This is a genomic window from Lysinibacillus sp. GW247-5R2A (genome assembly GCF_059424475.1).
Window position 1 is genome coordinate 177,877 of record NZ_JBWKZL010000008.1, and the last position, 22,685, is coordinate 200,561.

Genomic DNA, 22,685 nt, shown 5'->3' on the forward strand with positions numbered 1-22,685 from the left:
CCTTTTTGGTATGTATGAATAGTACTACACTCGATAAAAAAAATCAAAGGAGATTGTTTAGTATGTCACAATCAAAGAAGCCAAATGCCACATTAACTTTATTAGCACTTGCAATCAGTGCATTTGGTATAGGGTCCACTGAATTTATCAGTGTTGGGCTTTTACCATTAATTACGGATGACTTCGGTATATCTTTAAGCACTGCCGGATTAACTGTTTCTATATACGCACTGGGCGTTACTATTGGGGCTCCATTATTAACAGCCTTCACATCTCGCCTTAGCCGAAAAACAGTATTATTGCTTGTTATGACCATTTTTATAATTGGCAATTTAACTGTAGCTATCGCACCTACTTTCTCCATACTGATTATAGGTCGCATTATTTCTGCCTTAGCACACGGTGTGTTTATGTCGATCGCTTCTGTTATAGCCGCTGATGTAGTTGAACCAAATAAACGAGCAAGTGCCATTGCCTTTATGTTTACGGGATTAACATTAGCTACTGTAACAGGTGTCCCACTTGGTACATTTATCGGACAAATAACAGACTGGCGTATGTCGTTCATTTTTATTGTCATGATAGGAATTATCGGTTTAATAAGTAATGCTTTGTTAGTACCTCATCAATTATCTAAAGGTAATCCGATTTCTTTACACGATATTGGCAAAGTATTAGGCAATATCCGCATGTTATTAATACTTTTCATTACTGCAATCGGCTATGGTGGGGCTTTTGTTGTCTACACCTATGTTTCGCCCATTTTAGAACAATATATGGGTTACTCGCCACATGCCGTAATCATTATTTTAGTTGTCTATGGTATTTGCGTTGCTATTGGTAATACACTAGGCGGCCATTTTGCTAACCAAAATCCATTACGCTCTATCTTTATTATTTTTGTGGGACTTGCCTTGGCGTTACTTGGTATTGGTTTCACTCTTGAATCACCGATTATAGGGCTAATCATGGTACTGACTATGGGGTTATTTATGTTCATGAATGTCCCAGGTTTGCAATTATATGCAGTTCTCCTGTCCGAAAAATATGTGCCATCTGCCATTTCGATGGCTTCAGCATTAAATATTTCTGCTTTTAACGTAGGCATCTTTTTAGGCTCCTATATTGGAGGCTTTATTATTCGTCATCAATCATTAGCACACACACCTGTTTATGGATTCTTTATGGTGATGCTTGCAGCGGTTGTTACACTCTTATGGCTACTTTTTGATAAAAAGAAACAATAGTGCTTTAAACTTCATTTTGTATAAAAAAGATGTAGAAAATATGTATTGTTTGTTTTTATGTTGTATCCTATAATTTATTTGAATCAAACGAGAATGATTATCATTCTAAATTAAGATAACATTCAATCTGTTTTAGTAAATTAATAGGAGTGAATTGCTATGCGTACCAGCCGATATTTTACATTTGTACTTTTCCTTGTACTGATGTTCGTTTTAAGTGCCTGTGGTTCAAATGAAGCACAAACAAAGTCCGAGAGTGAGAATCCAGCAAAAGAAGATACACGAGTTGTAGAAGATGAGTTTGGTGAAGTAACAATTCCAACAAACCCACAGCGAGTAGCAGCCATCTATATGGAAGATTATTTAACTGCCTTAGATGTCAAACCCGTTGTGCAATGGTATCACCCATCCTGGGGGAAACAAGATTATTTAGGCTTAGACGTACCTGAGTTTGACGTTACAGGTAGTATGGAAACATTACTTCAAGCTAAGCCGGATTTAATCATTGTAGATGGTGCCGCAGATAAGGCAAAGTATGAAGAATATTCTAAGATTGCGCCTACTTATCGCTTAAAAGAAGAAATACTACAAGATCCACGAGAGATAGTAAAAACGATAGCTGATGTTTTAAATATCCCTGAGAAAGCAAATGAAATCGTTGATAAATATGAGGAACGTGTTACTAGTTTAAAAGCTAAGTTAGATGAATCAGTTGGTGACGAAACCGTTGCCGTTGTTCGTCTAAATGTTGCCGATAAAACATTGGCATTATTCGGAATGAAGAATCGTTACACAGGCTACATTTATACGGAAGCTGGTTTAACTCCACATCCATTAGCTCGTGATATGACAGAGTTCCACGAGGTCTTGTCTGAAGAAGCTATTCCAGAATTGGATGCTGATCATATTATACTCTTCCCTTCAAATGGCACTTGGGAAACTGAGGAAAATCAAGAGGCGATAAAATGGTTAGATAGTACACTTTGGAAAACAGTTCCTGCTGTAAAAAATGGACAAGTTTATATCGCTGATCGAACTTATTGGCAGTCTGGTGCCATTACTGCAAACCTACGAAAATATGATGATCTTGAGAAATGGTTCGTGAAATAATTTACAAAAGAAAGCTCTTTAGGGGGCTTTCTTTCTGTTGTTTTCCAAATTTAAACTTTACTTAGGAGTGTATGGACAATGGTCAATTTAACACAAATATATCATTTACAAACTATTTCATATACAATTCTGCCATCGGATATGCAGCCATATAGCCATACATACTATTCGCTTTTCATCCTTATTAGTGGTAACGGAACACTTAAGACAAATCATGAAACTATCCACCTTATGAAAGAAAAATGTGTGATTATCCCACCTAATAGCCATGTCGAAATTCACACTGCCGATGAGCCTCTCTGCTTGTACCAATTGACATTTAACACGATTTATCTTAGTGAATCCCATGCCCCTACTAGTCTCTTTACAAGTGTTAGAGAACTACGTCTCCTGCCCTTTTCTCAATGCAATAGACTATTAGAAGCTATTTACCTGTGTCGCCAAGCAAAGGATGAACACACTATTTTTGAGCAGCATGTTCGTTTCCAAGAATTGATGCTATTTATTTTTGAACAAAACCAACCAAAACCTATACTACAAAATGATCGTCAATCTGTAGAGCAATCCATCCAATATTTGCACAAACACTTTGGTAGGGATTGGACTGTTGAACAGTTAGCAGAACTGGCAGATGTTCCAAGATGGAGTTACTCTCGTATTTTTAAAGATATTACGGGGCAGATTCCTCTTCATTATTTAAATAGTATACGTATTGAAAAAGCCAAACAATTATTAATGACAACTAATGATCGTGTATTTGAAATTAGTCAGTCCATTGGCTTTAATAACGAATATTATTTCAACCGTCGTTTTAAAGAGCATGTAGGTATTTCCCCAGGACAATACCGACGAAGTCAAAGCAATAATGTACGTGTATTCGCACCGTTCTTAGAGGACTTTTTTGTAGCTTTAGGGATTACACCCATTGCCCAATTCAGTCATTCCAAGTGGGGCAAACAAGACTATTTAGGTTTACAGGATGTGCCCGATATCGATGTTCAGTACGGAGAAGTGGATCGTCTCTTTCACTATAAACCAACTTTAATTATGTTAGATGCTGGTATAGAACGTTGGGAAGCTTGTCTTCATTTAAATAAGCTAGCCCCAATCTGTCACCTAGACCACCCTGGGGAGGACTGGCAATCGACTCTCTTTAAAATTGCTGACTTAACAGGAAAAACTGCTATGATGCAAGGTATTATCACGGAATATGAGGATAAGGTACAGAAGGCTCGACAAATTCTCGGTAAATCCGTATACGGGCAAAGTGTGGCATTTCTTCGTATTTCAGCGATTGGCATTACGCTGTATGCCGGCCCTGAATGCGGTTATACAGGGCCAATCCTATACCGCGACTTAGGCTTAACGCCTCATCCATTAGTATGGAAAATACCGCTTAATCAGCGTAAAGCTCATCTGACATCCGATCAGCTGCTACAATTAGACGCGGATCATTTATTCATCACCTTCGACAAGCAGCACTCCATTTATGAGCATGAAGAGCGTACTATTTTAAAATCTTCCATGTGGAAAAACCTAAGTGCAGTTAAAAGCAGCTGTGTTTATGAGGTCGATTTTTTAACGTGGATGAATTATGGAATCCTATCACATAGCAAAAAAATAGATGATGTTTTAAATGTTCTTGGCTAAAGAATAAAGGAAGCTTGCTATAGCTTCCTTTTTTTGTTTGTGTAGCATATTATGTTGTACACTCCTGTACAGGAACATCTTTATCCAAACACCTAAAAAGATCATGATACATAAGATAAGATATCAGCTTTTGGATAGGAGGAATTGAATTGTATTATAATCCTTATCCGTATTTTGTTCACCCCTACCATTACCCAATACCGTCAACGGCCCATCACCTTGTAGCTAGACCCTTTTCTCAACATTTAGCAATGCCGACCAGTAATAGTCCCTTTCCCTCTATTGATACACAAAAATTAATATCCTCAGCTACGCGGATAAAGGCGATTATGCAACAAGCACAATTACTTACGGATAAAATTGATAGTTCTCAGCAATTTGCCCATGATTTAAAAAATGCTGCACAACTTTCAAATAAAACAGAGGTCGAAAAATTGATTACATCCACAGGCATCACTACAAAATTCGAAACCAACTATACACCAGATAATTTTAGAATACAGCTTATGGATAGTGACTGCTGTAGAGTAACGTTAATTTTGAATTGGTAAATAAAAATCTTAACCCTGTAATCCTATCAAAGTTGTAAACTATAAAAATATATGCTAAAGTATTTGTACTATGATTTCTGAAAATTCTTATATTCTATTTCTTATCAAGAGAGACGGAGGGATCGGCCCGATGAAGTCTCAGCAACCAGCTCTATCAGTATGGTGCTAATTCCTTTTGGCAAAATCTAAGCCTGAAAGATGAGAAGACGAACTACCCACGTATGATTCAGGGAGTCCTCTTCTATAGAGGACTCTTTTTTATTTACCATTACTTTTAGAAAGCAGGAAATTAAATGTCTAATGAACTTTTACAAGCATTGCACTTACTAAAATCAAAACAATGGGTCGATTTGACACATACCTTCGGCCCACATTCACCTCATTTTTTCATGTTTGAGGATGCTAAATTTGAAACATTATTCTCGCATGATGACGGTTTTTTCGCACAGCAATTTACTTTCCCCGGACAATATGGAACACATATTGACCCACCGATTCACTTTGTAAGAGATACTCGTTTTCTAGAAGAACTAGAGCTAAAGGAGCTCGTTCTCCCGCTTATCGTTATTGATAAATCACAAGAGGCTACTAGTAATCATGACTTTACGCTCAGTGTCCAAGATATTCTAGAATTCGAGGCACAACATGGACAAATAGAAGAAGGTACTTTTGTGGCACTGCGAACAGATTGGAGTAAGCGTTGGCCCGATAAAGAAGCATTCAATAATAAAGATGTGGATGGCCATCATCATCTTCCAGGCTGGGGCTTGGAGGCATTACAATTTTTATTCAAGGAACGTAAAGTTAGTGCAATCGGTCATGAAACTTTTGATACCGATTCTGCTACTGATTTTCGTCAAAGCGGCAAATTGGATGGAGAATATTTTGTCCTTGATCAAGACACCTATCAAATTGAGCTTATGACTAATTTGGATAAGCTTCCTCCAAAAGGGGCTATTATTTTTAATATTGTACCTAAGCCTGAAAAAGCATCTGGATTCCCTGTTCGATCATTTGCCATTTTGCCATAACAAAAAGTCGGTACGAATCCTACCGACTTTTACTTTTGTACGTTTCTTTTTTTCAATAAATAATAAACGATTAACATGACAAGGACAAACAGTAGGATGACATAAATACTGTAATGAGATAAATAGTAACCAACGAATCGCCACTTCTCCCCTAATACTTTTCCTAATGTTATAAATGTGAACGTCCAAATAAATGCTCCTGTATAAGCAAAGAATGCGAATTTCTTATAGGGATAATTATTAATAGCCGCAATATAGGCTGTCAGATGGCGTACACCTGGAATAAAATAGCCAACTATTAATAAAAAAGGACCTACTTTCGTAAACATTTTTTTAGTAAAATCAATTTTTTGCTCAGTTATATGAAACCTTGGCCCATATCTCTGCAAGAGCGGTAAGCCAAATCGGTGGCCTATATAGTAGCTTAAAGTAATACCTCCCATGGCGCCAATCAGGGCGCTTACTAACGCTGGGATATGTTCAAGACTATCTCGATAAACGCTATAGCCTACATAAGTTAAAAATACTTCATCAGGAAGTGGCAACCCAACAATGCCTCCAATTAGGATCACAATGATGCCAAAATACCCGTAATGTTCAATTAGAGATTGCACATGTTGCGCCATTTTCCAACCACCTAACACCTTTTCTATACAGTCATAACCGTATCCCTAAAAAATTGCTCAAGCAAATATGTCGTTAAATAATGTGAAGCTGACGTAAAGCAAAATCTATGCCACCTTCAATGGATTTCTTTGTAACATAATCTGCAACATTTTTTAGAGCTTGGCTCCCATTTCCCATGGCAACCCCTAGGCCAACCTGCTCTAGCATATCTATATCATTCTCTCCATCTCCAAAAGCTATTGCATCCTTAGAATTAATTTCAAAATAATCTAGCACAGCCTTTACAGCTATCGACTTGGACACATCCTGCTGTAAGACATTCACAATATAAGGATGCCATCGTTGCCGTAATATATTCGATAATTGACAAGCTAATCTTTTTTCAGCCTGTTTATCTGCATAAAGACACATAAGAAAAACCTCTTCTTCTATAATACTGTCATTTCTAACGGGAAAATCATCTAAAGACAATGTCTCTTGCATCGCGCTTAAGGCTAATGGATTTTGAATAGCATTCATCGTAAGTTGTTCTGTAAAAAATGTTAAGGGATGCTGTTGTTGCTGTGCAAATGCTTGAACATCTTGAACAATGCCCTTATCAATCGGAATTTTATGTATGACAACATCCTTGTGCTTCACATATGCTCCATTTGCTGTAATGAAGGTTTCAATTCCCAAACTTTTCAGCTCTTCACACATGGACAATGGCCTTCCTGTCGCTGCCACTAGATGAATCCCCTTATCCTGTAGTAGGTGAATGGCCTGCCTTGTACTTTCTTCCACAGCGCCATTCTCATAATTGATCAGAGTACCGTCCACATCAAAAAAGACTATTTTATATGTCATATCCTCCATCCTTTCACACCAAACTTTTGAACTATACGATTCGAATTATCTATAAAATAAATTGTATATAATTCGACAAAAGTTGCTCGAACTATATAACTTACTTTAAGTACACCGATAAATACTATTACAAGCTTATTTCTAATGATATTTAACTAAAAATGTAAGGATTATTTTTAATTTAATAATTCTAAAGGAGTATACCAAAGAACACAGAATTGTTAAAATGGTAGATAATGAATTAAATACATTGAACGATTATTGATTGCGTATAAATAGAACAAAAGAAATAATAATTTTAGAGCATGCAAAGGAGTTGATTCTTATGGCATTTAACATCTACTACTATGAAAGTAGCGTAGATTGCAAATTTTGCAAAAAGCATTTTACAACGTATAAAGTGCGCCCAAATCGATATAAAATTGTCGAGGAACAAACAGATTTCATGCCCGTCTATAATGGTCTAAACCCTTTGCTGTATGAAGTTGCTGTGTGCCCACATTGTGGCTTTGCTTTCCATAAATCCATGACGCGGACATACGGACCTTTCATGCAGCTCATTGATGAACTATACATTAAAGAGCTGCAGAAACCTATGAATATCTGTCAGGAACGTACAATCGATGATGCCATTATAAGCTTTAAGCTCGCCTACCTAGTATCTCGCGCATCAATGGAAGAATCGCTTTTGATGGCAAATTTCGCATTAAAAATTGCCTGGTTATATCGTTTAAAAAACGACGAAGAATCTGAAAAACGCTACCTTTTTGCCGCTAGAGATTTTTACAGTAAATCATTTGCCTCTAACCAGGAAGGTGGAGAGCGAATTCAATTTTTACATGCCGAACTAAGCCTCCGACTTGGTGATATGACAGAAGCTAAAAAAGGATTTTCTAGATTAATTGCCGATAAGAATGTCTCGCCAAAATATCGGAAGCTAGCACGTAATCGTTGGGAAAATTATAAATATGATGAACAACCTATAACCGTTAAAGAAAGCATGAATTGATGTGACGAGGAGAGGACTAGTTATGTTGCTATTTCAAAAAAAGATAGATGTGAGAGAAGAGGATATTTTTTCAGAGCTACATCATTTTTTATTAAGAAAAAATAATCGTTATTTAACAAACGAAGAGGTTGTGACGTTGACAGGTGTCTCGTCTGAGCTGCTATATAAATGGGTCAAAGCCGGAAAGTTAAAAAATTCAATTTTCCCAAATTTAGGCGCACCTTGTGAAAGATGTGGACAAATTACTCAAGCAAAAATTTGCGTAAGCTGCTCCTCCTCTATTATTGGTACCTTAAATCAAGAGGAAAAGGATCGGGCATGGTTTAACCAAATTCAACGTAACCACGTTAGAGCTAGTACGTATCATTATAAATAGCTATTGGGCATCTCCATTTAAATGGGGATGCTTTTTTTAACAATCCATTCAAATTTAAACAAAATTTAAACAAACTCCTCCTATGCTTTAAACTTTGCCCCCTATACTTAGGATCAATATAAAGAAAAGGGCGGATTTTCAATGAAACAGTATAGAAAACGGAAGGCTTTATTAAGTACAGCACTGACAAGTTTAATCATATTCAGTGGCATAACTAGTGCTTCAGCTGCTGCACCTGCGATAAAAGAGCAGGAAAAATACGGAGTGGTTCAACAAGCTAGGACTACTACTGAAACATTAGAGGATTGGAAAAAATGGGTGAATGATCATGCTTACAGCTTGACTTCCATTCAGCCAGAACCAGCTAGTTCGAAAAAAATCCCTTCTACTAAATTTGAGGACCTAGCAATGCTAAAGCCATTATTACATGATAAACGTATTGTCTTTTTAGGTGAAAGCTCTCATGGGGTCGCACAGTTTAATCTCGCTAAAACTCGTTTAATACAATTTTTACATCAAGAAATGGGTTACAATGTTTTAGCCTTCGAAAGTGGTCTGGGCGATGTCATGAATGCCCAAGGAAAAATTGATAAACAAGCTGCATTACAAACGATGAAGGATGCTATTTTTGGAGTATGGTGGACCAAAGAAACATTGCCTCTTTTTGAATACGCAAAAACAACTCAAGCTACAGAGAAACCTCTTGTTCTAGCAGGCTTTGATATTCAACAGCAAGGGGCATTTACGAATGGGGATTGGTTGCAAAATCCTCAATTAGCTCAGCAATTCAGTGACGCGGAAAAGCAACTCGCAGAATGGAGCTCTAGCAAAGATTTAAAAGGCTACCAGAAAGAGAAAACAGCTATTATTAACGTTTATAAACAAGTAAAATCACTAGTTCAGACGAAAGAAAAGGAGCTTCAAAAGGCTTATCCGAATGAACTTCAAATAGTAAAACTGATGGAGCGCACCTTAGCGGATCGTATCCGTTTGGCAGACGAATATGTAGAGCTAACAATTCAATCCAATATCGAGATGGAGCAAAATAAATATGAATCGTTTTTAACAACAATGGAATGGCGTGATCAGGCGATGATGGAGAACTTACTTTGGCTAGCTGAAGAAGTTTATCCAACAGAAAAGTTTATTGTTTGGGCGCATAATGACCATATTCGTAAGGCTCAATCAGATGTAATGGGCTCCCCATATCCAGTTAAATTGATGGGTGAACGTTTACCAGACATCTACAAAAAATATAGCTATGTATTAGGTCTATATATGACGAGTGGAGAAACTGCTAATAATATGGGCGAGACGATGCCCGTGTTACCACCAATAAAAGGATCTATCGAAGATATTGTTTCCTCAGCCAACAAGCCTTACACATTCATTGATTTACGTAATCGTCAAAATGAACGTGGTAACTCATGGATGTTTGAACCTCGCCTATCCTATAGCTGGGGAGTAATACAAGAAAGCCTTGTTCCACGCGATCAATATGATGGCATTCTTTTAATTGATAAGGTGACTAAACCAACCTATGTAAAATAATCTTTATAATATAGCAAACTAGTATCCTAGTTTGCTATTACTTTCTAAGTATCCATTGATATCGTTTCCCACTCTTCGTTTTGATGACCGATCAACCAGAATAAGGCTCTACGTCTTTCCATAACAATACTTTCATTCATTCCAACAGGAGCCGGTCGTTCTTGTATACGACTATCTACGCACGCCCAGTGTAATCTGAATATCTTGTCGGCTTCATCCATTATTTCTTTCTGACTACGCATCATAATTTGAAGATAAAATTGCTCAAACGTTTCGCAGTTAGAAATAACTTGAATAGCGTACTCACAATCACATACTTCATCAGGGAAATCAAGCTCTTTAACAAATCCCAGTACCCAAATCAGTATCCAATAAGCTTCATATTGCCATGAAATATTAATGGCTTCTTGTGCATTTGGTTGTTGATCATATAAAAAGGCCCTTTCATTGTATGTTAGATTTGCCTCCACTTCATATTTATGCAACATATTGATAAAAAAATCTCTTGATTCTTCAATATTTTCTCCTTGTGCCACATCACAAGCAAATTGAATAACAATTAGTAAAGCTACAGCTCTCCTAGCAATATCCTCTTTGGCTTTAAGCTGACAAGCTCCAATTGGCGGAAGTTGCGGGAGTGAATCTGTGTATGGAATACCGTTTTCTTTTAAATACGCTATCGTTTTATTCTTTCTTTGATGACCTTCTTCCGATGTCGCCTCTTGTCCCCTCACTTTCTGTGTACAAGCATAAGGCCTAAAGTTAGATGGCCCTGATTGCCCATCAGGATAAACAATGACTGCACCTTCTTTGTCTAACAAGGTACCATTTGGTAAAAATCCAATTCCTCCAATGGTTAATAGCAGGCTCAAACATAACTGCATTTGTTCATCCTTTATTTCTTTTTCACATTCGATCGCAATGACTGTATTTAACACAGAAATTTGCGTTAAAACTAATTCTTTTAAATGGTTATCTTCAAAAGGAATACTGTTGTAATAGCTCATCATTCCAGGGATATTATTCACAAAGTATTCTGAGTCTGTATCTTCAGACATCACCCTAACCATCAATTTATATTTGTTAAATAATGCTTTGGATTTTATAAGATAGTTATCTTCATTTTTTTCAATAGCAAAACCTTTACTAAAAACATCGAAAATCTTACATTCGATTTCTTTTGTATTATTCATAGAAGCGAATATAGTGAAATTGTTCAATTATTTCTCCTCCTTACAATTATTAGATTTCACCAAAGTTCAATGCCCTCTAGAGCTTGGCTAAAAAATTGTTTATGTTTTCGTAGTACTTCATTTTCCTTCCAAAACGTAAGCAATGACAGCCATTTCGCCATATCTACTGAAGTTGTCGGTTTAATTCCTTGCTGCAACATTTGGCATACGGCTCGTATTGCTATTTGACGCTCTACTTCCCTACCATTCAACCACTCAAATAAAGTTTCTGCACTCGGCTGTGATTCTACTAAAAGCGTATCCCACCCCTCTATCGGAAAAGAAACATAACGTTTCATCCATGCTATTGTTCTTGGGTTATGAAAATCACGTAGTCGATGTAAAGCTGTATAAGATTCAATGCTCTTTTTTTCAATATCTTGAAGAACAAGTGATAACCCCACTTCTTCTGGTAGACAGTAGGCGGTTAAATAATCTCTAATACTATTAGGCAAATCATTTTGGTCTTCCCAAAGTGTCATCACCCAATGACTTGCCTCTGTTGCACAAACCTCTACTAGCACTTTGCACCATACTTCTTTATCCGCTAAACGCCGTGATTGTTCAATTTGATTTTGAAGTGCGGCAAACACTTTCCCAGTATTTAAACGTGTAAATGCTTCTCGAACCCTAGTATCCCCCATACCATGCATCGACACATATAGGAGTAAAGTATCCAGTTGATACATAACGTTCTCCCACGTTGAAGTTAAATATTGTTCAAACCACTTTAGCCAGATTTGAGAGTTGTCTAAACTTATATCCAATCCATCCTCACTACAAAACTGTCGATGCTGTCCACAATCTGCCCCTATACATCCTAAAGTCGTAACTTTCTCTATATAATCATTAAAACTCCAGGCAAGAAGGTCAAACTCACCCTCCTCATGACTCCAATACCAAACGGAACCATTCTCAATCTTAATAAGAAGCGCATCACCATTGCCAGCCGTATGAAATTGTAGGTATAGTTGTTCTTTTGCATTATCACTGTCTCCGCCAAAATCAGGGAATTCGAGTTCTTCCAAGCTCCAGCCAAAATCACCTAAAGGTGTGTCTTCCAGCTCAATAGGAAGTAGTGCCTCGTCAGGTAAAGACCAATATACCCCCACTTGTCGAGAACAATGAAGTAATACATCACGGAACTCAGAAGGAATCGGAACGCCGAGTCGCATCTCTACCATTGATAGTTCATGCACAGTAGCCATAGGCTTTATCTCCAATGGATGAGTCCAAGCACCTTGCTGTTCAAGCTGTTTTAATAATTGCGTCCATCGATCAACCCATATTTGCATATCTATTCCTCCATTCTTAGAAAAATATATCGGATAATGCTCTACCTTTTTCTCTACTAATGTATCGTCAGGAAGTCATTTATGTATTAGAGTTTGGTTTTACTTTGCCTAAAAACACTCGGATTTTACTTCTATTTAAATTCAAAATATATGATAAATTACTTACTTTACTAGTTCTTTTCTAGTTTTCTTCAGCAATTCTCATAAATCGTATCATGTTGACAATTTGGAAGGGTGCGCCTATTATTATAAATACATTCGAATGTATCTATAAGGAGATATTTTATGGCCAGAAATAAATATCCAGAAGTTACGAGAAAAAGAATCATTGAATCAGCTGTTAAATTATTTACTTTAAATGGTTGGGATAATGTAACGATTCAAGAAATTGTCGATGATGTAGGGGATATTACTAGAGGAGCATTTTATCATCATTTTAAAACGCGTGCTGATGTTATTGATGCCATTACAAAGGAAATGCTAACAGCAAATAATTATTTTAATGACATCTCAGATTTGGAAAACTTAAATGCTTTAGAGCGTTTAAGACAAGGCATTTCTTTCTCAATTTCTCAAAGCGGAAAGGAAGAAAACTTATCCTCGATTCATTTGAAAATGAATTCTGCCGAGTTTGTTTATAGCCGCATCACAGAAGGAATTCAGGTTGTTGCACCAGGAATTCAAAAAATTATTGATGAGGGCAATCAAGACGGCTCACTGCAAGTTGCTTTCCCGAAGCAAGCAGCTGAAACTTTTACAATGCTTTTTGACATTTGGATGAATCCTGAAATATTTCGTGTAAGCCGAGCCGAATTTATTCATAAAATTGAACATATAAGTTTGATGTTCAAAGGAATTGGCATACCACTTATGAATGATGACTTGAAAGATGTTTTTTTAGCATTATTTGATAAAGTGCAGGAATAATAAACTACTATATGTAGTTTATTATTTTAATCTTATACATACATTCGTATGTATATATACTTAAAAATATTTTTAATTAATTACATACATTTGTATGTATGAAAAAGGAGATAAATGATGAAAACCTTAGAAGTACTATTTACACTTATTTTAATACTATCGAGTATCTCACTAACTTTTAGACAACGTGGGGTAACTACAATAAATCTTATTATGATAGCTACCAATTATGTTTTGTTAATAGGAACAATTATGACGATTGGTGCTAACTGGCGCATGATTCCTGCTTATTTTGTTTTGATGTTATTAACATTACAAGTTTTTGTGAAGCCAAAAAGTACAATTGTTTCAAAAAAATTAAGGATGAAAATAATTAAAACTTCAGGTATTGTTGTGGCTACTATTACAATGTTCACATTACCAACGTTATTTCCAATCATGTCTTTTCCTGAACCAACAGGAAAATACACAGTAGGAACACAGACATTTCACCTGACCGATAAGAATCGCAAAGAATTTGTTGTACCTAATCATCAGGTGAATCGCGAACTGATGATTCAAGTTTATTATCCTGCTGAAAAAGAGACAGGACAACCTTCACCCTACTTTAAAGATATAGATGCGTTAACACAACAGTTAGCAACGACACAGGGTTTTCCCAATATCGCAACAACGCATTTAGGACTGACGAAAACCCATTCTTATCAAGATGCGACAGCTATAAAGTCTAAAGAAAAATTTCCACTTTTATTATTTGCACATGGTATGAGTTTATATAGTCGACAAAATACCTTCCAACTAGAAGAATTAGTGAGTCATGGCTATATTGTCGTTGCTCTTAACTTTACAGGTGATGCGGCAACTACAATATTCCCCGATGGTGATCGGGTTGATTTTACACCAATTGAAAACACCATTACATTCTTGAATAATCGAATTCATCTTTGGGAGCAGGATGCATCATTTGTTTTAGATGAAGTCATTAAAGGCGATTTTGATAAGAACTTTCGTGCAATAGCCTCACTAATTGACTATGATAGCATTGGTATGCTAGGTCATTCTTTTGGCGGTGCTACTTCAGCTCAAATGCTAGTAAAGGATAATCGTATTAAAGCAGCCATTGATATGGATGGTGGGTTATATGGCGATTCAATGCCAAAAAATGGTCCTGAAAAGCCTTTTATGCTGATGAATGCTGAGGCATCCATCAACTTTATGAATGAAGCGTATAACCAGCAGCCTGGTAATCGTGATGAATTGTTTGCAGAAGCTTATCTACGAAATAAAACAATTGAAAAGCCTGGTGTTTACACAGCTATTATTCCAAAAACAAATCACGGAAGTTTTACAGATTTAGCAGCCGTTTCGCCGATTATTAATGAATCTGGGGCAGATGTAATTGCAATTTATAAATTGATTAATGAATTATCACTTGGCTTTTTCGATAAAAATTTAAAAGGAATCCAAGACAATAAATTAAATAAAATACAAAAGGCACATCCGGGAATAAACTTAACTTTGCATTAAGTATATTTGGGGTTGTTGATAGGCAGAGATGCATCAACAACCTTCTTTTATTTCCACCATAATTTTTGTTACATATTCCTCTTCACGATTTTTAATAACCGCATCATAAATATATTCCTCATAAACATATTGCCCCAGTTCATAGCCTCTTTCTCTCATGACCTGGAATAATCGCTTGTAGGTCTCTCCCAGAGTCGTCGATGTTCCTACATGGTATCCAACAATAAACTTCCCTTCAATCGCTTTAAAATAAGGATGACCTTCCTGCGGATGCGGCTGCTCAATATATAAGTACCTATAATTATCATAGTTACCGGCTAATACCTGCTCCCTCTTGGTAATTCCACCAATGGGATAACCTGTGTCTAAGCGAGAACGATCCAATTCATCTATAAAATCAGAGACAGCCTTAACAAATTGTTCTTCCGTTGAGTCCTCAATATTTCGACTTAAATACAAGGTTGCCTCTGGGAAATGCTCAATTGTAATGCTATCAAAATCAAGTTGTAGTGACTCCTTCGTTAAATCAATTTTGACATCAATAATGCTTTCAATCATCTCCAGTTCTCGCCGCTTTTTTGCGACAATTCCCTTTTGTAAATGCATCAATTCTAAAAAATTTTCAGGAGATTTTTCCGCCATATACTGCTGTATATCCTTCAAAGACATGCCAACAGCCTTTAATAACTCAATGACGCTAAAAAAATCATATTGAGCGAGTGAATAATATCGATACTCTTTACTATCCTTCATAACAGGAGATAGCAAGCCAATTTGATCGTAATAAATTAAAGTTTGTTTATTAACCTTACATATTTTAGCAAATTCCCCAGTTGTAAAATATTTTACATTTTTATTAAGCATTTTTTGAGTATCCTCTCTTGACTATATAGTAACTATATACTTTAGATTGTACCTATTCACAATAAAAATAGAAAGGTTTTGACATTATGTTCACGGAGATTCGTGACATTACAGCTTTTAACAAACAAGAAATTTTAGCATTACGCATTGCTGACAATCAGCAAAATTTTATTGAAAGTACAGACCAATGCTTAGCAGAGGCGGAAATGGATCGGCGCTTTACACCTTTAGGCTTATATAAGGATAGCACAGTAATAGGCTTCGCTATGTATGGCGTATTTCCTCATGAGGATCATAGTCAACGAGTTTGGCTTGATCGTTATTTAATTGATGAACGCTTTCAGGGACAAGGTTTAGGTAAACATTTTTTACAGCAGCTTATACATTACTTAACAGAAAAATTTAGCTGTCACAAAATATATTTAAGTGTTTATGACAATAATGCCGTAGCAATTCAGCTATATAAACAGTTTGGCTTTATGTTTAATGGTGAACTAGATGATAAAGGAGAAAAAGTAATGGTCTTGGAGGTGCATGGATATGACAACCATTAATCCAATTGAAACACGGCCGCTCAAACCATTGTTTTTATCCTATTTATTTCCTGCGATGATCGGCATGCTTCTCATGTCCGTTAATATTTTAGTGGATGGCATTTTCGTTAGTCACGGCGTGGGTCCTACAGCGTTAGCAGGCGTTAATATTGCTGTTCCAATTTTCTCTATTCTACTGTCTATTTCGCTTTGGATAGGGATGGGTGGAGCTACACTCTATTCCATTTCTCTTGGGGAAGGCAATAAGCAACGAGCCCATCAGCTCTTTACGTTGGCGTTTACTACAATGCTTGTGGTCGTGTTAACAATTATCGGGTTCCTTGCGCTTAATTTAAAAGATATTTCTTATATATTCGGGGCAAGTGATGATACGTACCCATATGTGCAAGAGTATTTACACGTTATTTTGTTATTTGGAGTGTTTTATACAATTGAAAATCTTTTAAGTATTTTTATTCGCAATGATGGTAATCCAAAGCTAGCTATGCTGGGTTTAATTACAACATCTGTATTGAATATTATCTTAAATTATATTTTTATCTTCGTTCTAGATTATGGTGTAACCGGCTGTGCATTAGCAACAGCAATAGCTACTATTATAGGTACAGCTGTACTATGTCTTCATTTTTTCCGCCCACAGTCTGAATTAAAGTTTGTCTCTTCATTCTTCAATAAGACAGATTTAAGAAAAATTTTTGCTATCGGATTACCTAGTTTTATTGTCGAGGCTTCTGTAGCGGTTATTATTATTTTATATAATGTGACCTTTTTACACTATTTAGGGGCAAACGGTGTGACCGCCTATGCAATGGTCAACTATATCCATACAGTCCTGTTAACGATTTTCTTAGGTATTGGCATGGCTCTACAGCCATTAGTTAGCTATCATCATGGGGCAAGATTACTTGAGCGGTTAACAGCATTACTAAAAATCGGATTAGCTACGGCTTTTATTTTAGGATTAACAACAGCCCTTATAGCTATGCTTTTCCCTTCACAGCTTATGGCTTTATTCGGAGATAGCTCATTTGAAATTCGTCATATGGCAACTCAAGGCTTTGTTCATTTTGCTATAGGCTATGTATTTTTAGGTATTAATATGGTGCTCGCCGAATTCTTTCAATCTATCGAAAAAATTCGTCTTGCCACAACTATTATGTTACTTCGGAGTATTATTTTATTTATCCCAACACTTATTCTCCTGCCTAAAGTGTTTGGCTCTCAAGCAATTTGGTGGACCTTCCCAGTGGCAGAGGGTATTACAGCCTTACTTATTTACGGATATATCAAAAAAAACCCACGAATAATTGCCTCTTCTGGCACTGCTTAAATGGAAAGGGACCTTGTACTTATGCAGGTCCCTTTCACTATTTATTCAGTATCTGTCATAATGACCGCCCATGAATAACTTTTTTCTTTTTAGTAAAATTAAAGCCAGCACAAATACACTCTGCGCTAGCTCAATTTCTATTGCATTTTTTTCATATACTCTTCCAGAAGAATACTCATAATGATTTCGTCTGAGAAAATATTGTTCATAAATAATGCCTGCCTCAACACACCTTCTTTTTTGAAGCCAACCTTTTCATAGGATTTAATCCCTCTCATATTATGAGAGTAAACTTGTAATTCCAAACGATTCAGATGTAATTCCTCAAATGTAAATTTTTGAGCAAGTTGAACTGCTTCTGATCCAAGTCCTCTGCCACAATCCTCTAATCCATGCAGGGCTATACGAAACATTGCCTTCTTATTATCTAAATCCACTTCCATAATAGCTAAGTCACCAATTACTTGATCATTATCTACGAAACAAATAGCAAAATCATAGCGAGTAGAATCTTCTTTAAAGCGGTAGATAGCCTCTTCAATTTGTTCTTTTGTTAGCAAGTTACGAGTTCCTGTCATATACATGATTTCCTCATTTTGAAAGCATTTTTCAATACTTTCGCTATCATTAACAGAGATTTCTCTTAAATATACCTTCTGTCCCTTTACCATCATTGTTAAAAACACCCCCTACTTATCTTAAATGAGCTACGCCTGAAAATAAAAAAAGAATCATCTCTACATACAAGATGATCCCTTTTGTAAAGCTATTTTTATTCCATTAATTTTTTTCCTCAACGACATCCATTTTCTGTTTAGCTTCTTCTGAGGAAGTAACCCCTAGAATATCAAGTAAGAACATGAACAATGGGATACCAATGATTAATCCCCATACACCAAGGAAATGCTCTGAGAACAGGATGACCATAAATGTGTAGAAAATCGGTAAATCTGTCTTGGCTGACATAAGCTTTGGATTTAAGAAATACGCTTCAATCGCATGTAAGACCATAACAATGACTAAAATGTAGACAATGTACATTAAGCCACCAATACTATAGGCGATAATACTGAGTGGGATTAATGAAATAATAACACCTGCAACTGGCACTAAGCCAAGAATAAACAGCATAATCCCAAGAGCTATTAGATGTGGGAAGCCCATAATCGAAAGGGCAATTACTGATAATACACAGTTAACAGCAGCAATAATGAACTGTGCTTCAATTACTTTGCCGAATGAACGGATGAAAATTCTTGAAAAATAATGCAGTTCATCGTAAAGAGGTCCAATTTTACTATCCTTAAACTTTGCTGTAAATTCAATGATGCGTTTCTTTTCCAACAAGATGAACAAACTCAATATAAGGGAAATCAAAATTTGCATAATGATTTTACCAATATTCGTAATATTTTTAAGAGTTATATCCACACCCTGTTCTAAATACTTACCAAGCTCAATCTTCTCAAAGGTTGGAGCCAAATATCTCGCAATCTCATTGTCATCTGGATCGAGGTTAAAGCTAGCAATAAGATCAAAAAGCTGTGTGACTTGCTGCGTGACAATGGGCAAGTATTTGTAAATGACAGCAACAATACCAGCGACCAGTAACAAATATAATGTTACAGTAACAGCCTTTTCATTCATCGGTGTGTATTTTCTTACTTTTTTTGTTGTCTTCGTAGTAAGCTGATTCATCAAATAGGTAATAATAAACGTAAGCAAAATTAAGTTGATCATACTTCGCATTAAATACAATGCAACAGCAATTCCAACTAGAATGATAAAACGTTTAAATCCATTACTCCGAAAGAAATTATTCATTTATTCACTCCTTCTACAAAACGGCCTCGCTGCCTTTGCCACCTAAGGTTGCACTAATAACTAAACATCAGTAGTAAACATTAATTTACATCAATACGCATCATTCTTATGTAAAAATTTCCCTCTATTTAATGAGTATAGCCATCCACCTTCAAATTAAGACGAAATTCATGTTTCTTTAGAAGTATCTGTATAAAACCTAAGGGCGTGAAGTGAATTGTATGTTTAGTCAAATTAAAAAGTTAATACTTTTATCTATTTTGAATGCTTTATCAGCGTATAAGCCTATATTTTATGAATCTATTATAACCCTTTGAATCGACATATCCAATTTGTAAGTTCATTTATAATGGTATTTGTACTACTTTTATCTATGATTACTCTATGCTATTTTAATGGAGAGATGAAAATGAATAATAGAAAAGGAGATGGATTTAATGAAAATTAGTAGAAATCCTGAAAACATTCATTCACCTGTAGCCCCTTATGTACATCAGATCGAAGTAACAGGACCAAACAGATGGTTAACATTATCCGGGCAAATTGGCATGGAGATAGATGGTTCAATCCCTGAGGATCCGGTTGACCAATTGAAGATAGCACTAGATAATATTCGGAAAAATCTTGATCATGCCAATATGGAGATTTAAGATATTACAAAGCTCGTGTTTTACTTGGTAGGCGATATGGAGGCTCAACAGCGAAAAGAAATAATAAATGATTTTTTACAAGAACATCTTCCATGTACAACCTTATTGTACGTAGTGGCACTGGCTGCTCCTGCCATAAAGGTCGAGATTGATGCTTGGGCTTGTAAAGAAGTATAAATTTATTTTATGTAGGGCTTTATAGAAATGTGATTTTTTCCCCTTTAGAGACTCTAAAGGGGGATGAAATCTTCCATTATTGTTCTTCATATAAGGCAAATGCCGTTAAGCCTCCGATATTCGCAAAATCAGCTACTGTAGGGTTTGGAACATCTAAGTCAGGGAATGGTACAATTTCTGTCAAAATTGCTGCCACATAGGTTTTATGGACATTCATATTTAATTCTTTACTAGTTTAAAATTTTATTTAAGTAATGTCAGAGTCGTGGCTATTGCATGATCAACGAATGAACGCTGTGGCTGTGATTTCATCATAACGGTTAATCCAATTAACGATACAATGAGTGCCTGCGCAAGTGATTTTGCATCTGTGTCAGCCTCAAGCTCACCTGCTTGGATCCCTCGCTCAATGGTCTCCTGAAAAATAACTGCTAAATAAAGTTGATGCTCCCTCGTTAAAATCTCAAATCTTTCGTCATGAGGAGCGAGTTCAACCATTGTGTTAATACAAAAACAACCGTTACTAAGATCTTTCGTATACTCAGCTTGAATCACTTCTTCAAAAAAGGTAGCAAATGCCTGCTTTACAGAAACATGACTTTGAAGTCTAGCCCGTATATCAGCTGCTCTAGATGTCGTATATCTACGCAGTGCTGCTTCGAATAGCTCTTTTTTATCCCCAAAGGTTGAATAAATACTTGGACGTTGAATGCCCATTCTTGTAGTAAGATCACTTAGAGAAGTAGCTTCATATCCCTTCTCCCAAAATAACTGCATGGCAGCCTCTAAAACTTTTCCTTCATCAAATTCACGGGTTCTTGCCATAAAAATCACCTCCACTGTAGTAGAATTCGTCATTTAAACTATATAAAAATTAAAATACCAAACAGTATGTAATAATTGTATAATCAGCTGGGTCCATTGTCAATTTTACACTATTCATTGTAGGAGCATAAAAATAAACACTAAATAAACGCTTGACACTTTCCATAACGTTAAGATATATTTACCAATAATTATATTGTACCGAACGGTATGTTATAATAAAATCCCATAACGAATGGAGGATATAAGATGGACGAAGATCTTAGACAGACATGGGATGCACCTGCGATGAATCTCCAGTCGTCCATGCCACGTCCTGTCACATTTTTATTCGCAGCAGCCTGTGGTATGTCAGTCGCCAATATTTATTTTGCACAGCCGCTGCTTGATCAGCTGTCTATTGCGTTTAATATGGATCCGTCGATTATTGGTGTTGTCATCACAATTACGCAAATCTTTTACGGGATAGGCCTATTACTTCTAGTGCCACTTGGAGACTTACTTAATCAGCGACGTTTGATTATCGGACAGATGCTATTATCCACAATTGCTTTAGTTATAGTTGGTACTGCTTCTTATAGCATAGTTCTTTTCACAGGCATGGCTTTAGTAGGTTTACTTGCAGTTGTGACACAAACCCTTGTAGCATTTGCAGCAACCATCGCTTCCCCAGCTGACCGTGGACGCGTCGTTGGTATTGTCACAAGTGGGATCGTCATTGGCATACTGCTTGCTCGTACCTTCGCAGGACTATTAACTGACCTTGCAGGATGGCGTACTGTCTATCTAGTCTCTGCTGCCTTCATGCTCATCATGGTCTGTTTGTTTGTAAGGGTGTTACCTACAGTGGAGCGCGAAGTAAAATCACTCCCCTACCATCAGCTCATTAAATCTGTGTTCACTCTATTAAAACAAGAACGAACTTTACGTATCCGTGCTGTTCTAGCCATGTTAATTTTTGCTGATTTCAGTATTTTGTGGACATCACTTGTTCTTCCACTTAGTGCACCACCGTTGGCCCTTTCACATAGCGTAATTGGTGCTTTTGGTCTTGTTGGAGTGGCCGGCGCAATGGCTGCGGCCCGAGCAGGGAAATTGGCTGACCGAGGATTCGCACAAAGAACAACAGGCATAGCATTAGCGCTATTACTAATTTCCTGGTTGTTTATTAGCTATCTAGAGCAATCGTTATTTGCGTTAATTGTAGGAATCGTATTGCTAGATTTAGCTGTACAGGCCGTACATGTTACGAATCAGGCGCTAATTCTTCCATTACGTACAGAGGCACGAAGTCGACTTACTGCCGGGTATATGATTTTTTATTCCATCGGCAGTGCAAGTGGCTCCATTGCTTCTACTCAAATATATGCACACTTTGGCTGGGAAGGGGTCTCTTTCCTCGGAGCTTCAATTAGTGCTATAGCAATTCTTTTTTGGGCAACGACTTTACGCTATACAAAACAATAATTTGACAAGGAGAAT

General features: G+C 36.6%; 21 protein-coding genes, 1 pseudogene and 1 riboswitch. Of the genes and pseudogenes, 14 read left to right on the forward strand and 8 right to left on the reverse strand.

The genetic code is table 11. The features are described 5' to 3' along the window. Positions 1–62: 62 nt before the first annotated feature. From AC07YC_RS13940 to AC07YC_RS13960, 5 genes are all read left to right on the forward strand, one after another. On the forward strand, positions 63–1,247 hold the full coding sequence (locus AC07YC_RS13940; RefSeq protein ID WP_494919679.1) for an MFS transporter: 1,185 nt from the start codon (positions 63–65) through the stop codon (positions 1,245–1,247). Between the two features lie 159 nt (positions 1,248–1,406). Continuing rightward, positions 1,407–2,357 carry an ABC transporter substrate-binding protein gene (locus tag AC07YC_RS13945; protein ID WP_336635646.1) on the forward strand — a complete coding sequence of 317 codons (951 nt, stop codon included), beginning with the start codon at positions 1,407–1,409 and terminating at the stop codon, positions 2,355–2,357. Positions 2,358–2,435: 78 nt separating this feature from the next. After that, positions 2,436–4,007, forward strand: a complete 1,572-nt coding sequence (locus tag AC07YC_RS13950) for a helix-turn-helix domain-containing protein (protein ID WP_336635647.1) — start codon at positions 2,436–2,438, stop codon at positions 4,005–4,007. 149 nt (positions 4,008–4,156) lie between these two features. Then, positions 4,157–4,558: a YuzC family spore coat inner layer protein gene (locus AC07YC_RS13955; RefSeq protein ID WP_036121424.1), complete on the forward strand. Its 402-nt coding sequence runs from the start codon at positions 4,157–4,159 to the stop codon at positions 4,556–4,558. Positions 4,559–4,656: 98 nt separating this feature from the next. Further along, positions 4,657–4,763: riboswitch (SAM riboswitch) on the forward strand. An 88-nt stretch (positions 4,764–4,851) separates the two neighbouring features. Then, positions 4,852–5,589, forward strand: a complete 738-nt coding sequence (locus tag AC07YC_RS13960) for a cyclase family protein (RefSeq protein WP_494919680.1) — start codon at positions 4,852–4,854, stop codon at positions 5,587–5,589. Between the two features lie 29 nt (positions 5,590–5,618). Here AC07YC_RS13960 and AC07YC_RS13965 read toward each other — a convergent pair whose 3' ends face one another. Together AC07YC_RS13965 and AC07YC_RS13970 are read right to left on the reverse strand one after the other, a co-directional pair. Continuing rightward, a complete protein-coding gene (locus AC07YC_RS13965; RefSeq protein ID WP_494919681.1) occupies positions 5,619–6,215 on the reverse strand; it encodes a DedA family protein in 597 nt (198 codons plus the stop codon). A gap of 73 nt (positions 6,216–6,288) precedes the next feature. After that, on the reverse strand, positions 6,289–7,062 hold the full coding sequence (locus AC07YC_RS13970) for a Cof-type HAD-IIB family hydrolase (protein WP_494919682.1): 774 nt from the start codon (positions 7,060–7,062) through the stop codon (positions 6,289–6,291). A 325-nt stretch (positions 7,063–7,387) separates the two neighbouring features. Between AC07YC_RS13970 and AC07YC_RS13975 the strand changes: the two genes are divergently transcribed. From AC07YC_RS13975 to AC07YC_RS13985, 3 genes are all read left to right on the forward strand, one after another. After that, positions 7,388–8,071, forward strand: a complete 684-nt coding sequence (locus AC07YC_RS13975; protein ID WP_494919683.1) for a DUF2225 domain-containing protein — start codon at positions 7,388–7,390, stop codon at positions 8,069–8,071. Positions 8,072–8,093: 22 nt separating this feature from the next. After that, positions 8,094–8,447 (forward strand): hypothetical protein, encoded by a 354-nt coding sequence (locus AC07YC_RS13980; RefSeq protein WP_012295965.1) that lies wholly within the window; start codon positions 8,094–8,096, stop codon positions 8,445–8,447. A 141-nt stretch (positions 8,448–8,588) separates the two neighbouring features. After that, the gene (locus tag AC07YC_RS13985; RefSeq protein ID WP_494919684.1) at positions 8,589–9,998 is read left to right on the forward strand and encodes an erythromycin esterase family protein; all 1,410 of its coding nucleotides are present in this window, start codon (positions 8,589–8,591) and stop codon (positions 9,996–9,998) included. 44 nt (positions 9,999–10,042) lie between these two features. On the opposite strand, the gene AC07YC_RS13990 is transcribed toward AC07YC_RS13985, so the two are convergent. Together AC07YC_RS13990 and AC07YC_RS13995 are read right to left on the reverse strand one after the other, a co-directional pair. Then, positions 10,043–11,218 carry a DUF4272 domain-containing protein gene (locus tag AC07YC_RS13990; RefSeq protein WP_494919685.1) on the reverse strand — a complete coding sequence of 392 codons (1,176 nt, stop codon included), beginning with the start codon at positions 11,216–11,218 and terminating at the stop codon, positions 10,043–10,045. 29 nt (positions 11,219–11,247) lie between these two features. After that, positions 11,248–12,525: an SMI1/KNR4 family protein gene (locus AC07YC_RS13995; protein WP_494919686.1), complete on the reverse strand. Its 1,278-nt coding sequence runs from the start codon at positions 12,523–12,525 to the stop codon at positions 11,248–11,250. Between the two features lie 285 nt (positions 12,526–12,810). Between AC07YC_RS13995 and AC07YC_RS14000 the strand changes: the two genes are divergently transcribed. Both AC07YC_RS14000 and AC07YC_RS14005 read left to right on the forward strand, forming a co-directional pair. Continuing rightward, the gene (locus tag AC07YC_RS14000; protein ID WP_036223673.1) at positions 12,811–13,452 is read left to right on the forward strand and encodes a TetR/AcrR family transcriptional regulator; all 642 of its coding nucleotides are present in this window, start codon (positions 12,811–12,813) and stop codon (positions 13,450–13,452) included. A 117-nt stretch (positions 13,453–13,569) separates the two neighbouring features. Further along, the gene (locus AC07YC_RS14005; protein ID WP_494919687.1) at positions 13,570–14,979 is read left to right on the forward strand and encodes an alpha/beta hydrolase family protein; all 1,410 of its coding nucleotides are present in this window, start codon (positions 13,570–13,572) and stop codon (positions 14,977–14,979) included. Positions 14,980–15,012: 33 nt separating this feature from the next. Here AC07YC_RS14005 and AC07YC_RS14010 read toward each other — a convergent pair whose 3' ends face one another. Continuing rightward, complete coding sequence (locus AC07YC_RS14010; protein ID WP_494919688.1) at positions 15,013–15,843, reverse strand: MerR family transcriptional regulator; 831 nt, start codon at positions 15,841–15,843, stop codon at positions 15,013–15,015. Between the two features lie 86 nt (positions 15,844–15,929). On the opposite strand from AC07YC_RS14010, the gene AC07YC_RS14015 reads away from it, so the two are divergent. Beyond that, positions 15,930–16,397, forward strand: coding sequence for a GNAT family N-acetyltransferase (locus tag AC07YC_RS14015; RefSeq protein ID WP_089985861.1), 468 nt, complete (start codon positions 15,930–15,932; stop codon positions 16,395–16,397). Continuing rightward, positions 16,384–17,727, forward strand: a complete 1,344-nt coding sequence (locus AC07YC_RS14020; RefSeq protein ID WP_494919689.1) for an MATE family efflux transporter — start codon at positions 16,384–16,386, stop codon at positions 17,725–17,727. Before AC07YC_RS14015 ends, AC07YC_RS14020 begins: the two co-directional genes overlap by 14 nt. Before the next feature lie 137 nt (positions 17,728–17,864). On the opposite strand, the gene AC07YC_RS14025 is transcribed toward AC07YC_RS14020, so the two are convergent. Both AC07YC_RS14025 and AC07YC_RS14030 read right to left on the reverse strand, forming a co-directional pair. Beyond that, positions 17,865–18,398 carry a GNAT family N-acetyltransferase gene (locus AC07YC_RS14025; RefSeq protein WP_419719854.1) on the reverse strand — a complete coding sequence of 178 codons (534 nt, stop codon included), beginning with the start codon at positions 18,396–18,398 and terminating at the stop codon, positions 17,865–17,867. A gap of 109 nt (positions 18,399–18,507) precedes the next feature. Continuing rightward, positions 18,508–19,551, reverse strand: a complete 1,044-nt coding sequence (locus AC07YC_RS14030; protein WP_494919690.1) for an AI-2E family transporter — start codon at positions 19,549–19,551, stop codon at positions 18,508–18,510. Between the two features lie 437 nt (positions 19,552–19,988). Between AC07YC_RS14030 and AC07YC_RS14035 the strand changes: the two are divergent. Continuing rightward, positions 19,989–20,378, forward strand: a pseudogene (locus AC07YC_RS14035) (RidA family protein). Between the two features lie 243 nt (positions 20,379–20,621). On the opposite strand, the gene AC07YC_RS14040 reads toward AC07YC_RS14035, so the two are convergent. After that, on the reverse strand, positions 20,622–21,203 hold the full coding sequence (locus AC07YC_RS14040) for a TetR/AcrR family transcriptional regulator (protein WP_494919691.1): 582 nt from the start codon (positions 21,201–21,203) through the stop codon (positions 20,622–20,624). 249 nt (positions 21,204–21,452) lie between these two features. Here AC07YC_RS14040 and AC07YC_RS14045 point away from each other — a divergent pair, with 249 nt between their 5' ends. Next, the gene (locus AC07YC_RS14045; RefSeq protein WP_494919692.1) at positions 21,453–22,670 is read left to right on the forward strand and encodes an MFS transporter; all 1,218 of its coding nucleotides are present in this window, start codon (positions 21,453–21,455) and stop codon (positions 22,668–22,670) included. Positions 22,671–22,685 lie beyond the last annotated feature (15 nt).